The organism is Paenibacillus sp. Y859 (genome assembly GCF_056786405.1).
In genome coordinates this window covers 207,494-220,015 of record NZ_JBXCIZ010000004.1, presented here as the reverse complement: position 1 = coordinate 220,015, position 12,522 = coordinate 207,494, and the positions used below count along the sequence as shown (strand labels likewise).

Annotated in this window: 13 protein-coding genes; 6 read left to right on the top strand and 7 right to left on the bottom strand. The window is 42.5% G+C overall.

All coding sequences use genetic code 11. The annotated features are described in order from the left end of the window. Positions 1–133 precede the first annotated feature (133 nt). Positions 134–1,012, bottom strand: coding sequence for a LysR family transcriptional regulator (locus AC1TO8_RS12080; protein WP_482055861.1), 879 nt, complete (start codon positions 1,010–1,012; stop codon positions 134–136). Between the two features lie 181 nt (positions 1,013–1,193). On the opposite strand from AC1TO8_RS12080, the gene AC1TO8_RS12075 reads away from it, so the two are divergent. Beyond that, on the top strand, positions 1,194–2,192 hold the full coding sequence (locus tag AC1TO8_RS12075; protein WP_482055860.1) for a DMT family transporter: 999 nt from the start codon (positions 1,194–1,196) through the stop codon (positions 2,190–2,192). Between the two features lie 63 nt (positions 2,193–2,255). Here AC1TO8_RS12075 and AC1TO8_RS12070 read toward each other — a convergent pair whose 3' ends face one another. From AC1TO8_RS12070 to AC1TO8_RS12060, 3 genes are all read right to left on the bottom strand, one after another. Continuing rightward, positions 2,256–2,738, bottom strand: a complete 483-nt coding sequence (locus AC1TO8_RS12070; RefSeq protein ID WP_482055859.1) for a GyrI-like domain-containing protein — start codon at positions 2,736–2,738, stop codon at positions 2,256–2,258. Between the two features lie 64 nt (positions 2,739–2,802). Further along, positions 2,803–3,741, bottom strand: a complete 939-nt coding sequence (locus AC1TO8_RS12065; protein WP_482055858.1) for a helix-turn-helix transcriptional regulator — start codon at positions 3,739–3,741, stop codon at positions 2,803–2,805. Between the two features lie 202 nt (positions 3,742–3,943). Next, positions 3,944–4,963, bottom strand: coding sequence for an SDR family oxidoreductase (locus AC1TO8_RS12060; protein ID WP_482055857.1), 1,020 nt, complete (start codon positions 4,961–4,963; stop codon positions 3,944–3,946). Positions 4,964–5,370: 407 nt separating this feature from the next. Between AC1TO8_RS12060 and AC1TO8_RS12055 the strand changes: the two genes are divergently transcribed. Both AC1TO8_RS12055 and AC1TO8_RS12050 read left to right on the top strand, forming a co-directional pair. Continuing rightward, a complete protein-coding gene (locus AC1TO8_RS12055; RefSeq protein ID WP_482055856.1) occupies positions 5,371–5,910 on the top strand; it encodes an NADPH-dependent FMN reductase in 540 nt (179 codons plus the stop codon). A gap of 442 nt (positions 5,911–6,352) precedes the next feature. Then, positions 6,353–7,048, top strand: coding sequence for a 4'-phosphopantetheinyl transferase family protein (locus tag AC1TO8_RS12050; RefSeq protein WP_482055855.1), 696 nt, complete (start codon positions 6,353–6,355; stop codon positions 7,046–7,048). Positions 7,049–7,128: 80 nt separating this feature from the next. Here the strand turns inward: AC1TO8_RS12050 and AC1TO8_RS12045 are convergent, their stop codons facing one another. Then, a complete protein-coding gene (locus AC1TO8_RS12045) occupies positions 7,129–8,013 on the bottom strand; it encodes a helix-turn-helix transcriptional regulator (protein WP_482055854.1) in 885 nt (294 codons plus the stop codon). Between the two features lie 126 nt (positions 8,014–8,139). On the opposite strand from AC1TO8_RS12045, the gene AC1TO8_RS12040 reads away from it, so the two are divergent. After that, positions 8,140–9,027 carry a sugar phosphate isomerase/epimerase family protein gene (locus tag AC1TO8_RS12040; protein ID WP_482055853.1) on the top strand — a complete coding sequence of 296 codons (888 nt, stop codon included), beginning with the start codon at positions 8,140–8,142 and terminating at the stop codon, positions 9,025–9,027. Between the two features lie 62 nt (positions 9,028–9,089). Further along, on the top strand, positions 9,090–10,091 hold the full coding sequence (locus tag AC1TO8_RS12035) for a Gfo/Idh/MocA family protein (protein WP_482055964.1): 1,002 nt from the start codon (positions 9,090–9,092) through the stop codon (positions 10,089–10,091). Positions 10,092–10,313: 222 nt separating this feature from the next. Here AC1TO8_RS12035 and AC1TO8_RS12030 read toward each other — a convergent pair whose 3' ends face one another. Then, entirely contained in the window at positions 10,314–10,772 is a 459-nt protein-coding gene (locus tag AC1TO8_RS12030; RefSeq protein ID WP_482055852.1) for a serine aminopeptidase domain-containing protein, read from the bottom strand. Positions 10,773–10,799: 27 nt separating this feature from the next. After that, positions 10,800–10,940: a hypothetical protein gene (locus tag AC1TO8_RS12025; RefSeq protein ID WP_482055851.1), complete on the bottom strand. Its 141-nt coding sequence runs from the start codon at positions 10,938–10,940 to the stop codon at positions 10,800–10,802. Between the two features lie 244 nt (positions 10,941–11,184). On the opposite strand from AC1TO8_RS12025, the gene AC1TO8_RS12020 reads away from it, so the two are divergent. Then, positions 11,185–12,384, top strand: a complete 1,200-nt coding sequence (locus AC1TO8_RS12020; protein ID WP_482055850.1) for an MFS transporter — start codon at positions 11,185–11,187, stop codon at positions 12,382–12,384. Positions 12,385–12,522: the final 138 nt, after the last annotated feature.

Here is a 12,522-nt window from a genome sequence, read left to right as displayed (position 1 = left end):
GCTCCAATTAAAACAAAGGGCAATAAAGTTAAACATAATACTTGTAATAACTTCATTAATACCTCTTTTAGCTTTAATATATCCTACAAGCGCGCCCCATATCCCACCTAGTAAAGCACCTATTGAACCCATCCTAATCATCTATATTCAGACCTGACAGACCCGTTCGAGCATTAATCACATCGATAAAAGATCCCAAGGTGCTCGTCAAATACGCATCTTTACGTCTAATGAAGACCGTCGTGATATTCTGATATGGCTCAGGGATATGATGACAATAGATCGTACCTCTCGCTGCTAGATCAGTAACGGAGGACTCAGGTATAATGGTTATCCCTATGCCAGCCGCAACGCTCCCTATAATCGTTCCGAATGTACCAAACTCCATAATCTGCTTCGGAATGATTCCTTCGATCTTCATCCAACTCTCTAGTCGCCCACGATAACCGCAACCTTTCTTATAGAGCAATAAGGGTTTCCTCGTGATGTCCTCCATAGATAAGGATTTACTCCTAGAGACAATCACTAGCTTCTCACTTATGACCTCTACCTGTTCGATTAACGGATGCTTTATCGGCCCTGTCACAAACGCTCCATCCAGCTTCATATCGAGTACTTCCTGCACTAGGTGTTCCGTTACCCCGGCTTGTAACGATAATTCCACATTCGGATACTTGCTGTAATAGGCTGATAGAATCTCAGGAAGGGCATTCACTGTCTCCACAATGCCAATATCGAGAACCCCAGAAGGTGCAGTAGATTGGCTAAATACATCCTTCATTTCTTCAACCTTCGATAAAATTTCCCGTGAATATTCAAGAAGTCGCTTTCCTTCGGTATTCAAGACCATCCCACGTTTATGTCGATAGAACAATAGCGTCTGAAGCTCCTTCTCTAATATTTTGATTCTCGCTGTTACATTAGATTGCCCGTAACTTAGCTGTACCGCTGCCTTACTCACACTCCCGAGAGTTGCCACCGTCTGGAATATTCTTAAATCATTGAATTCCAATCCGCTTTACCCTCCATTCATCGATGACTATCGTTATATCATCATTATAAATGATGATATAACGCATTTACAATCATTTTACGAACAAACCCTACTCTCCTATTATGATTTATAGATACTAACAATTTTAAATATTAATTTCCTATACATTACATACGAAAAGGCAGTGGAATAAACCATCATGTTCAAAAACAAACTTATTCTAGGGTCCATACTATGCTTAATCGCAAGCATGTCATGGGGAGCTATGTTCCCTGTTGCGCACGTTGCGTTGCAGCATGTCAATCCGTTCTATTTTTCACTTATCCGATATTTCATCGTTAGCCTCATCCTCGTCGTGATTCTATGGGCTAAAGAGGGAAAATCAGCATTTCGCTTGGAAGGAAGGGGTAAAGCGCTCCTGTTCTATGGAACGATGGCCTTTACAGTCTACAATCTGTTGGTCTTCATTGGACAACATCTTATGGGCGAATCAGGCACCGTCGCTGCTTCGATCATGGAAGTACTTATGCCGATGATATCCATTCTGGTCTTGTGGATTACCACTCGCAATAAACCGAAGAGATATATGCTCACGAGTATCGTAATCGCGCTATTCGGCGCATTACTTGTCATTACGAATGGGAAACTCACCTTCTTCACGATGGCTGGGCAGCATTTATTTCCGCTACTACTTATTTTTATAGGGGTTGTGGGATGGGTAGTATATTCAATGGGAGGAGAGACATTCAAAGACTGGTCGCCTCTTCGTTATTCAACGTTAACCTGCTTGCTTGGAACAGCCGTATCCTTGGTCGTCGTAGGTTCTGGTACGGCCTTCCAACTGATTTCGGTACCCACATGGCATGATGTATACGCGGTCAAATATGAGATGTCATTCATGATTCTGTTACCAGGTCTTGCCGCCTTACTCAGCTGGAATGCCGGAATCAAGATGATATCTCCACTCAATGGTATTCTCTTTATTAATTTCGTACCGATCACCACCTTCATTGTGATGGCTTTTCAAGGGTATCAGATTAGTATGTATGAGCTCTTTGGTACTTTACTGGTCATCTTTGCCCTTCTGCGCAGTAATGCGTACGAGCGCAAAGCCGCCGCAATCGATAATAAAACCGCCAAGAAACGTATATCTCTTCAATCGAAAATGGATAAATTGAAAGAGAAGGGCGCACATTAATGCGATCCCTCCTTCTGCAATTGAGAAGAGCCAACTGCTAGTTGCAGTCGACTCTTCTTCCGTCTATTTGATGGCTATGTAAATCTGCAATTCCGTATTTGTAGGATCAAAGCTTCGAGAATCGTATAGTTCAAAGTCTCCTGTGTAGGATCTTGCATCGGGTCTTTCCTTGAAATACTCCCAGATTTCCCCCCACGCTTGCGCAACTACTTCATGTACCAAGCCCTTCTTAGTTGTAAATACAATATATTTGCTCTCTGGTATAACCATTTGAGGGTAGTTGCTATCGGATTGAACCGCATCATCACCCGCTTCGTGCCCAATAAGAACCGTATAGGCCCCTGTCGCATCACTCTCATAATCAGTATATAACGCATAGATAAGATGGGGATTATTTGCACCCGTCTGCAACAACGTGTTACTCCCAAAGTAGGTTTCCCACAGTTGTGGTAACCTGCCGTTCGGGCTCGCTTCTTCAGCATTTGTCGTACGTACACTTACACCAAATAGTGTCACTTTCGGTTTTTGAACAGGTTCGCTAATCATTGTTCATCCTCTTTTCTTTGTATTTCATTTGATTATACAATTGAAAAGTGGACACCTATCTGTCTTAGTTAGAATATCGCCCAATAATATTGTGTGCCCGGATCACGATTTCCTCCGCCACACTAGCTGGCTGCTCCACTTTGACCTGATCACCATAGCTCAGAAGCATGCTATATAACCATTCGTCATCCGCGAATTGCCCTTTCACTTGGATCGAGCCATCATCTAACACGGTAATCTGATCAGGATGAAAGGCATCTACGAGCCGATAATGAACTTTCGGATCAAAGTTAAGAATGACTTCCCGTTTGGACTCCTTCAACCACTCCGAATTCCACACATAACTCTCTAACGACGGCGTCTCACGACGTACATAGTGTTCCATCAGCATCCGTAATTCCTGTATACGGGATAATCGGAACACTCGGAAGTCGTCCCGCAGCTCACAGTATGCATGCATATACCATAAGTACCCTTTTAGAATTAAGGCAGAGGGTTCAACGATTCTCTCACTCGCTATTCCGTTCATATTCAGGTATTGGATATTCACCTTGCGTGTCTCCTCAATAGCCTGTCTTAACGTATTAACTTTATCCCGCGCTATAGAGTTCTGTCCCCAAGGGTTAAAATCAAAGATCATCCCCGTTCCTCGTTGCTCAACATCTATTCGGTCTACTTTATTAAGTAGCGCTTTAACTTTTTCAAGAAGGGTAGCGAACAACCTATCATCCATCACCGAGGTGATGCCCTTCACAGCAGCGACCATCGCGGTTATTTCATTTAACGTAAGAAATTGCCGTGCAATCGTGTATTCTTCCATCATTTCGAACCCGCCCGATACTCCTTGATGTGCCACAATGGGGATGCCCGATTGGCTCAATGTATCCATATCTCGATAAATCGTCTTGGTGGATACTTCAAAGCGTTCAGCTAACTCTTTTGCGCTGACACGCTCACGATTAAGTAGTAGTATCGTCATCGCTAGCAAGCGGTCAATTTTCATTGGATCTCTCCTAAATATGTTCTGTTTCCTTGTTATTTATTGAATTATTTTCTAATACAGCTAATTCGAATCATCAAAAATACGGATGCATTTGATTTTGTGCTCTCCAAAGACAATTTCAAAAATGACGCCACTTCTTTCAACTACGAAAGGAATGGCGTCTCTATTTTTCAAACATCTACATTTGCTATTTAATTAAACCCTATTCCAACATTGTCATGACAGCAACGTCCAATACACCGACAATTTTGTCACACCAAATATCGAATTCTTCATCCTCTGTTTGATGTTCAGGATGCGCTAGAATGTACTCTACCGTCTGCTTAATACCTTGATCAAGTCGAGTGGTTGCCACAAATTCAGGAACAAGTCGTTTCAGTTTGGAATTATCAAATACAACCGAATTAGCCTTATCTCCTAACAATCCGCCCCTGTAATCCTCTGTGCTGCTACATGCAGCCAATAGTGATGATGATACATGAAGCGCATTCAATTTCACGCCTAAAGCATCGGCAATGATCTCATATATTTGATTCCAAGTTACTGTCTCATCAGAAGTGATCTGAACAGACTCACCAATAGCATGAATATTGCCCATTAATCCAATAAAACCTTTAGCAAAATCACTATTATGCGTCATCGTCCACAAGGAAGTACCATCTCCATGAATGATCACCGGTTTATTCGCAAGCATACGCCTAGCAACCTGCCAGCTTCCTTTACTTCCATGTACACCAAGTGGAATGGAACGTTCATCATATGTGTGACTCGGTCTTATAATTGTAATTGGAAAATCATTCTCACGATACTGCTTCATTAAGTACTCTTCACAGGCAATCTTGTTTCTAGAATACTCCCAGTATGGATTCGATAAAGGCGTACCCTCTGTAATTCTATAATCGGATAAAGGTGTTTGGTAAGCAGAAGCAGAGCTAATAAATATAAACTGTTTCGTTTTACCTTTAAATAATCGATAATCCCTTTCCAATTGAGTCGGTTCGAATGCTATAAAGTCAGCAACGACATCAAACTGCATGTTCTCTATTAACTTAGCTACATGGACTTCATCATTAATATCAGCTTTAATGATATTTACACCAACGGGTAAGGCTTCATTTCTGGTGCCCCTATTTAAAAGATAAAGCTCACATCCTTGTTCTACCAATTTGTTGGTAATTGCAGAACTAATCGTCCCGGTTCCTCCAATAAATAGTACTTTCATGTTGCACCTCCGTAAAGTAATGTTCCAAGCTGAAACGGCTTTGCCATCCTGTTTAAGGAGTTTATGCTTCCGATGCTAGCGATACTTCGTATCACTTTGAAGTATCCGTCTTTGCGGAAATATAACTAGCTATCCATTCATTTCCTACGATAGCATGCGTTCGCCATTAAGACAATCCTTCTATGCACATGCCATAGGAAATCGATAACAACAATTATATTATTAGTTACGAAAGTATAGTTGACAAACAAAGCATAGTGAGACATAATAATCTTATATTTGAAATATACTAACTAGAGATACCTGAGTATATGCTTCTTGGGAATTGACATAATATTGGAGTGGTACAGTACATGAAGTGGTTAAACAAATTATTTGGTATATCTACCAATAAGGAGGAAATAACAATGACAAAGTTAAACATAGGTATTATTCTAGGAAGCACTCGTCAAGGACGCGTCAGCCCACAAGTTGGGGAATGGGTAAAAGAGATTGCTGACAAACGTGGAGATGCCAACTATGAAATCGTCGATATTGCAGATTTCAAATTGCCACTATTAGGTGAAGCTGATCCGGGGGCAGGAGCTGCAGCTTGGTCAACCAAACTTGCTAGTCTAGATGGATTCGTATTTATCGTTCAAGAGTACAATCACAGCCTTACAGGAGCATTGAAGAATGCACTTGATTATGCGCGTGACGAGTGGAACAACAAATCAGCAGGTATTGTAAGTTACGGTTCTGCAGGTGGAGTTCGTGCAGCTGAACATTTACGTGGAATTCTAGGAGAATTACAAGTAGCTGATGTTCGTGTGAATCCTCTACTATCTCTATTCACTGATTTCGAGAACGGATCGGTATTCAAGCCAGCTGATCTACATCTTGCTAATGTTAATGCTATGCTTGATCAAGTTCTTGCTTGGAGCGGTGCATTGAAGACTTTAAGATAATACAAGAGTATTTATAATAAAGCCAATCTCCAGTCTTCTGGGGATTGGCTTTCTCTATTTCGGTATGAATAACGATCTTAATTTCTGTTAAATTGGGAAAAAACAGCGATTGATAACTACGTTTAATGACTATATATTCTAGCTTTAGATATTTTATTGCTGGTATATTACTTGGCAATGACTTGAACTATAAAATTTGTTCAAACGAATAGTTCAACATTTGAATGAACCCTTTCTGCAACGAAACACGTTATTTCCTTATCCGTATGTGGAAGTAAAATAAAATAGATACTTTTACCTATGTATTTATTATCATTGGAGATCCATTTATGATAATATAAGTCTTTGTCCTCAACCGAGCATCGTCATACATCAACTAGTAGATAACACTTAAAAATAACTTTTATTGGAAACCCCATTTACTCAATACTGGAGGTAGAATATGACGCAAGTCTATGGAATAAAGTTAATGAATGATATCGATCCGTTACAGATGCAGACCCTCATGGCTACCCTTCCGATAGAGAAACAAGACCGAATACATCGATTTATTCATAGAGACGATGCTGTAAGAACATTAACAGCCGATATTCTCTCCAGGCTTAAGATCTGCAATAAACTTAACATTAAGAATAGGGATATACAGTTCATTCACAATAAGTATGGGAAACCACTTCTACATAGAAATAACGAACTACATTTCAACAACTCTCACTCTGGCCAATGGGTCTTATGCGCCTTATCGGACTCACAAGTTGGGATAGATGTAGAGCTTATTAGTGACATCGACTTCGACATAGCTGAACATTGCTTCTCTGAACAGGAATGCCACGATCTATACGCACATAGGGAGGATAATAGGCAAGACTATTTTTTTGATCTTTGGACGCTTAAGGAAAGCTATATCAAGGCAGTAGGTGTAGGTCTATCCCTTCCCCTCTCTTCATATACGATTAGGAAAGATGATCAACACATTCTCCTAGATACGCAACATGCATTTAATAATTGTTACTTTAAACAATACCCTATCGACCCCGCATATAAAGTATCCGTATGCTCACAGCAAGATACCTTTCAAGAACAGGTTGTGCAGCTTACCTTCACTGAGATGTTCCATCAATTTATGGACTGTGTATAAGAAGGACTAGAGTATCGACACAGATCGTCAGGAGGTCACGGCCAGGACCCATTAAGAGTACTCTCAAACAACCTATCATTCTATGATCTCCTCGTACCCGATGGGGTCACGCCCATATACCTTTTGTACAGTTTGGTAAAATAGTTCGGATTCTCACACCCTACCTTGGATGCGATCTCTGTTATTGAATCATTACTCTCAAGGAGCAACCGCTTCGCCTCATTCATTTTACAGATATTCACATATTCAATAAAGGTTCGGCCAGTTAATCGCTTGAATAGTTTACAGAAGTAGTACGGATTAAGGCTAACCTCCTTTGCAGCCTGTTCGACCGTTATCTTCTCAGACAAATTAGACTCCAATCGTTGGATCAGTAACTTAAACCGCTCATAATTCGGAAAATACCCCTCTACAGGTTTGTCATCCAACTGGTGTGGCATAAACGTACGTGCTAATAACGTAAATAGTACATGTAGTTTCGACTTGACTACAAGTTGATAAGCGGGAGCCTTTGCTGCAAGCTCCGCTATGGCCTCATCCAATATAGGATAATAATTTACACATACCTCATCATGATCAGCTGGTTTGACTGGAAATCGCTGCTGCCCCTCTAAATAGGGGGAAACATACTGTACATGTACCGGATCATGCATCCAATCATTGAATAGCGAAGCATTCAAGACAACACAGTCATAATTCATATCTCCATCGTCTAGTGAATATCCAACATGCAGACTACCACCTGGAATAATGACAACGTCTCCTGCCGTAACCGTATAGGGGCGGCTGTCGATATGGAATAGGGCTCTACCTTTACGCATGACGATGATCTCGAAATGCTCATGCCAGTGTAAATAGAGAATGCAGTCATTCTTTTTAGCGGAATGATGATTACGAAAGAGTTGAAATGGATATATTGAATGCTCGAGACGAGTATTCTCCCAAAGTTCCTTGGGATAGGTCATATTCTTCTTCACCACCACAAGATTAGACTAGTATTGCACAAGATTGAGTAGAGTAATTATGAACTCCCCTGACTATAATGAAGATGTTACGAAAACTATATAACAATATTGGAGTGATATACAAGGATGCATAATAAATTACGTATTGGAACGCTAGTTCAGGGTGGAACCGCAGTTCAGGTTATTCCACAAATCGTCTCACATGGATTCGAATCATTCAACCCAACCTTTTGGCAGACGACAGGAGATACGGATCTTGCAGAAATGGCAAAGCGTCTACGTGAACTTGCAGACGAGCATGATTTTGTAATCTCAGCGATTAGTGTATTTGGGAATCCTTTGACAGGCGAAGGGGATAATGCCGATACGCTTGCAAGTTGGGAACGTCTTATCGATCATGCACATTTATTCGGAACGAATATTGTATCCGGTTTCACCGGTCGCCTAACTGGGCAATCGATTGACGAGTCCATTCCGAAATTCAAGGAAGTGTTCGGCGAATTGACGCGCAGAGCGGCGGATAAAGGTGTCCGCATTGCTTTTGAGAACTGCGATATGGGCGGCACTTGGACAACTGGTGATTGGAATATTGCACATAACCCGGCAGCTTGGGAGCTGATGTTCGATGCGGTTCCTGAAGATAATATTGGACTAGAGTGGGAGCCATGTCATCAAATGGTGAGCTTAATCGATCCCATTCCACAGCTACGTAAATGGGTGAACAAGGTATTCCACGTACATGGCAAAGACGCAACAATTGCATGGGATGTTGTTAAAGAGCAAGGGGTGCATGGAAAGGAACCATTCGTTTGGCATCGGACACCGGGCTTCGGTGATACTAACTGGTCTGATATTATTACGATTCTAAGACAAAGTGGTTATCAAGGAACGATTGATATTGAGGGCTGGCATGATCCAGTCTATAGGGATGAATTAGAGATGACTGGGCAAGTTCATGCCTTGAATTATTTGAAACGCTCCCGTGGCGGAGACTTTGTTCCAAATCCGATATAACTAGAGAGAGGTTGATCACTGTGACATCAAAACATCGAGTAGTCTTAGTTGGCTGTGGTGCGATGGCCAATACATGGGTTGATTATGCAAAGAGCAGATTAGATACGGAGATTGTCGGATTAGTCGACATTAAGGAAGAATTCGCAGTCGCGATGGCAGAGCGTAAAGAGCTAACCTGTCCGACATTCACAGATGTCAGCCAAGCTATTGTGGATACGCAGGCCAATATCGTATTTGATGTTACGATTCCGTCCAGTCATTATGCAGTGAGTAAGTCTGCACTTGCACTGGGATGTCATGTCTTTGCTGAGAAACCATTAGCAGAGTCTATGAATGATTGCATTGATATTGTGCGTATTTCTGGGGAGGTCGGCAAGACTCATGCCGTCATGCAGAACCGCCGCTTTGATCCGCGTATACGCGCCTTACGTAATCTGATTACAGAAGATACCATTGGCAAGCTCGGCTTCATGGGGGCAGACTTCTTCATCGGTGCTCATTTCGGTGGCTTTCGTGATGCTATGGAGAGTCCGTTGCTACTCGATATGGCGATCCATACGTTCGATCAAGCGCGTTTCATTGGTGGCGCAAATCCGGTATCCGTCTACTGCCATGAATTCAATCCTCCTGGTTCTTGGTATGCAGGTCATGCAATGGCTATCTGTATCTATGAAATGTCTGATGGCTCTGTATTTAACTACCGTGGTTCATGGTGTGCTGAGGGCGTACCAACATCATGGGAAGCATCCTGGCGAGTGACGGGTGAACATGGTACAGCAATCTGGGATGGTCTTGGAGAGCCGTATGCGGAGGTTGTTACTGCTGGCGATCAATCTAGCAATTTCATTCGTAATTACGAGCGAGTGGAAGGTAGCCCTGTTGACATGAAGCACACGTTCCATCAAGGCTGTCTCGACGAGATGTTCGCCTCGCTTGAAGAAGACCGTGCGCCAGAGACAGACTGTAGCGATAATATATACAGTATGGCGATGGTCCTGGCTGCTCTAGAAAGTGCTAAGACCGGTCGCAAAGTGCTGATCGCTGACTTTATGGATGTCTCTTGAGGTACTCCTCGATCTCCGTGCCCGTGCCCCGCGTTTAGCGAAACAGCTGCAAAACTGCATCTAATTCAGCGTGAAAGGTACAGAAGCAAGGAATAGTTGCAGAACCTACAGTTAAAAGTGCCGATCACGATGAAAAGTGGGGATTTGTGTAATCTAGATGTACTCTGTGCAACTAAAATTAGCGTTAGGGAAAATAGGCGGGATTTAAGTGCACTTTTGCAACTATAGGCGTGTAGGCCATAGTCTCACATCTTCTTTAATGACAGGACTTACCGATACGGTTCTACACACCTTGGGATGATTATTTCCTTGAATGGCCCAAGTCCCGCCTGAGCTTGATCCAAATAAATAGAGGGGAAGTCCCACATATTGTGTTGCCGTGAAGTCGATCACTTCGTTCACAAAGAGGTTCCAGCTTAAATATGTTGCTATGTACTGATCCATTACATAGGTCTGTCCCTGTCCCGGCCCATCAAAGCTTACTGTGATGAAACCCATTCTTGAGAAATTAGCTTCATAGGTGATTGATTCTTCTTTTGAGGAATCGATGGGATTTAGGATAATGACGCAACCCTTTGGCAGATCAGGAACACGTATTCTTCCGTAACAGGCGTTGCCCTCTACTTGGATCACGTAGGTAACAATCTCATCTTCGTTAAGTATATCTGCTTCTCGATGCATATGTTTACAGCTTAGGTATCATCCCCGCTACTCCTCGCCTGTCTCAGGGAACATCCACTGAATGAGATGATAATGCATTCCTGCAAGTCGATAGAATTGCTCTTCCTCACCGAACAGTTTGCATAACGTCATCCGATATTCTTTTTTACATAGATTAGAATGGATCACATAGAACCGCGCTCCCCCTAATATCATACTCGGGAGAGATTTTTAATCCTCTTTTTCAGCTAATTTGGGTAAATTGTACCATAAGGCGAATGAGCCAACACCACATTTAATGCTTAGAAGAAAAGATTACCCTTGAAAATACTTTCAGAAAACGAAATAATAAGAAACATGACTTGTTTCACAAATTTACATGATAATAAGATGACGCTTCATCACATCAGTCAGAAAGGTTGAAATCCACACCATGAATTTGACTCAACGTATCAACAAGAAACAAACGATCAAAGAACCATTTCCCATCTCTATACTATCTCTTACGGTAGGTGCCTTTGCGATTGGAATGACTGAATTTGTCATTATGGGTCTTCTGCCCAATGTTGCCGAGGATCTACATGTCAGCATTCCAACTGCCGGACAACTCATTACTATGTACGCCCTTGGGGTCGCCATCGGTGCTCCAATACTGACGATCCTTACCCAACGCATCCCACAAAAGAAGCTACTCTGTCTGCTGATGATTCTATTCATACTCGGCAACGGAATTTCCGTATTTGCTCCAACCTATGAGATTCTGATGGCTGCTCGTATTATCACTGCATTAACTCATGGAACTTTCTTCGGGGTAGGGGCCGTTATCGCATCCAATCTTGTACCAGCAAATAGGCGTGCCGCTGCCGTGTCCATTATGATGGCTGGCCTAACGATAGCGAACATTATCGGTGTTCCTCTAGGTACATTTATCGGGCAACGCATGGGGTGGCGAGCTTCATTTGCTATGATTGCAATTATCGGGGTTGTAGCATTAATCGGCATACTTATCTTCATTCCCCGAATCCGACAAGATCAACCTGCTAGTCTATCACAGCAGATCTCCTCCTTGATTCAACCTAAGCTACTTCTATACCTATTGATCGGAGCGCTAGGTAACGCCGGCTTATTTGCCGTGTTCACATATATTGCGCCGCTACTTGTACAAGTCAGCGGTTTCGCCGAGTATAGTGTTACCTGGATTCTAGTTCTCTTCGGTTGTGGCGTGACGATCGGTAATATCGTGGGTGGGAAGCTTGCGGACTGGAAGCTAACGCCCTCCTTACTAGGACTTTATTTCGCTATATGTATAATCCTTACCATCTTTACCTTTACGGTTCATCATCCAATAGCTGCTGTATTAACTATCTTCCTGTGGGGTGTCGCTTCCTTCGCGGTGATGCCAGGGCTACAGGTACGAATTATGAGCTTAGCAAAGACCGCCCCAGCACTTGCATCTACCTCTAATCATTCAGCCGGTAATCTGGGTAATGCAGGTGGTGCTTTCATTGGTGGGTGGGTCATTACACATCTAGGCATTACATCCCTACCTTGGGTCGGTGCACTGCTTGTTGGGATGGGTCTAACCATCGCGATAGCTTGTTATATCTCGGAACGCAAACACGCTGCTGCATAATCCTTTAGATATACTCTTCATCTGAAGATAGTACGATTGCGTTAGACAACAGAAACGACATATAGTCGGTGAAGTTCCTATCGAGTGAATGGGATCTCATTATGCTTAAGTCTATCGATATGCAAAAAGCCTGAAGAA

Excerpts from the sequence above, each read along its gene's own strand:
- AC1TO8_RS12050 (WP_482055855.1), top strand. The coding sequence starts at position 6,353 with ATGACGCAAGTCTATGGAATAAAGTTAATGAATGATATCGATCCGTTA.
- AC1TO8_RS12070 (WP_482055859.1), bottom strand. The coding sequence starts at position 2,738 with ATGATTAGCGAACCTGTTCAAAAACCGAAAGTGACACTATTTGGTGTA.
- AC1TO8_RS12040 (WP_482055853.1), top strand. The coding sequence starts at position 8,140 with ATGCATAATAAATTACGTATTGGAACGCTAGTTCAGGGTGGAACCGCA.
- AC1TO8_RS12075 (WP_482055860.1), top strand. The coding sequence starts at position 1,194 with ATGTTCAAAAACAAACTTATTCTAGGGTCCATACTATGCTTAATCGCA.
- AC1TO8_RS12060 (WP_482055857.1), bottom strand. The coding sequence starts at position 4,963 with ATGAAAGTACTATTTATTGGAGGAACCGGGACGATTAGTTCTGCAATT.
- AC1TO8_RS12055 (WP_482055856.1), top strand. The coding sequence starts at position 5,371 with ATGACAAAGTTAAACATAGGTATTATTCTAGGAAGCACTCGTCAAGGA.
- AC1TO8_RS12045 (WP_482055854.1), bottom strand. The coding sequence starts at position 8,013 with ATGACCTATCCCAAGGAACTTTGGGAGAATACTCGTCTCGAGCATTCA.
- AC1TO8_RS12020 (WP_482055850.1), top strand. The coding sequence starts at position 11,185 with ATGAATTTGACTCAACGTATCAACAAGAAACAAACGATCAAAGAACCA.
- AC1TO8_RS12030 (WP_482055852.1), bottom strand. The coding sequence starts at position 10,772 with ATGCATCGAGAAGCAGATATACTTAACGAAGATGAGATTGTTACCTAC.
- AC1TO8_RS12065 (WP_482055858.1), bottom strand. The coding sequence starts at position 3,741 with ATGAAAATTGACCGCTTGCTAGCGATGACGATACTACTACTTAATCGT.
- AC1TO8_RS12035 (WP_482055964.1), top strand. The coding sequence starts at position 9,090 with ATGGCCAATACATGGGTTGATTATGCAAAGAGCAGATTAGATACGGAG.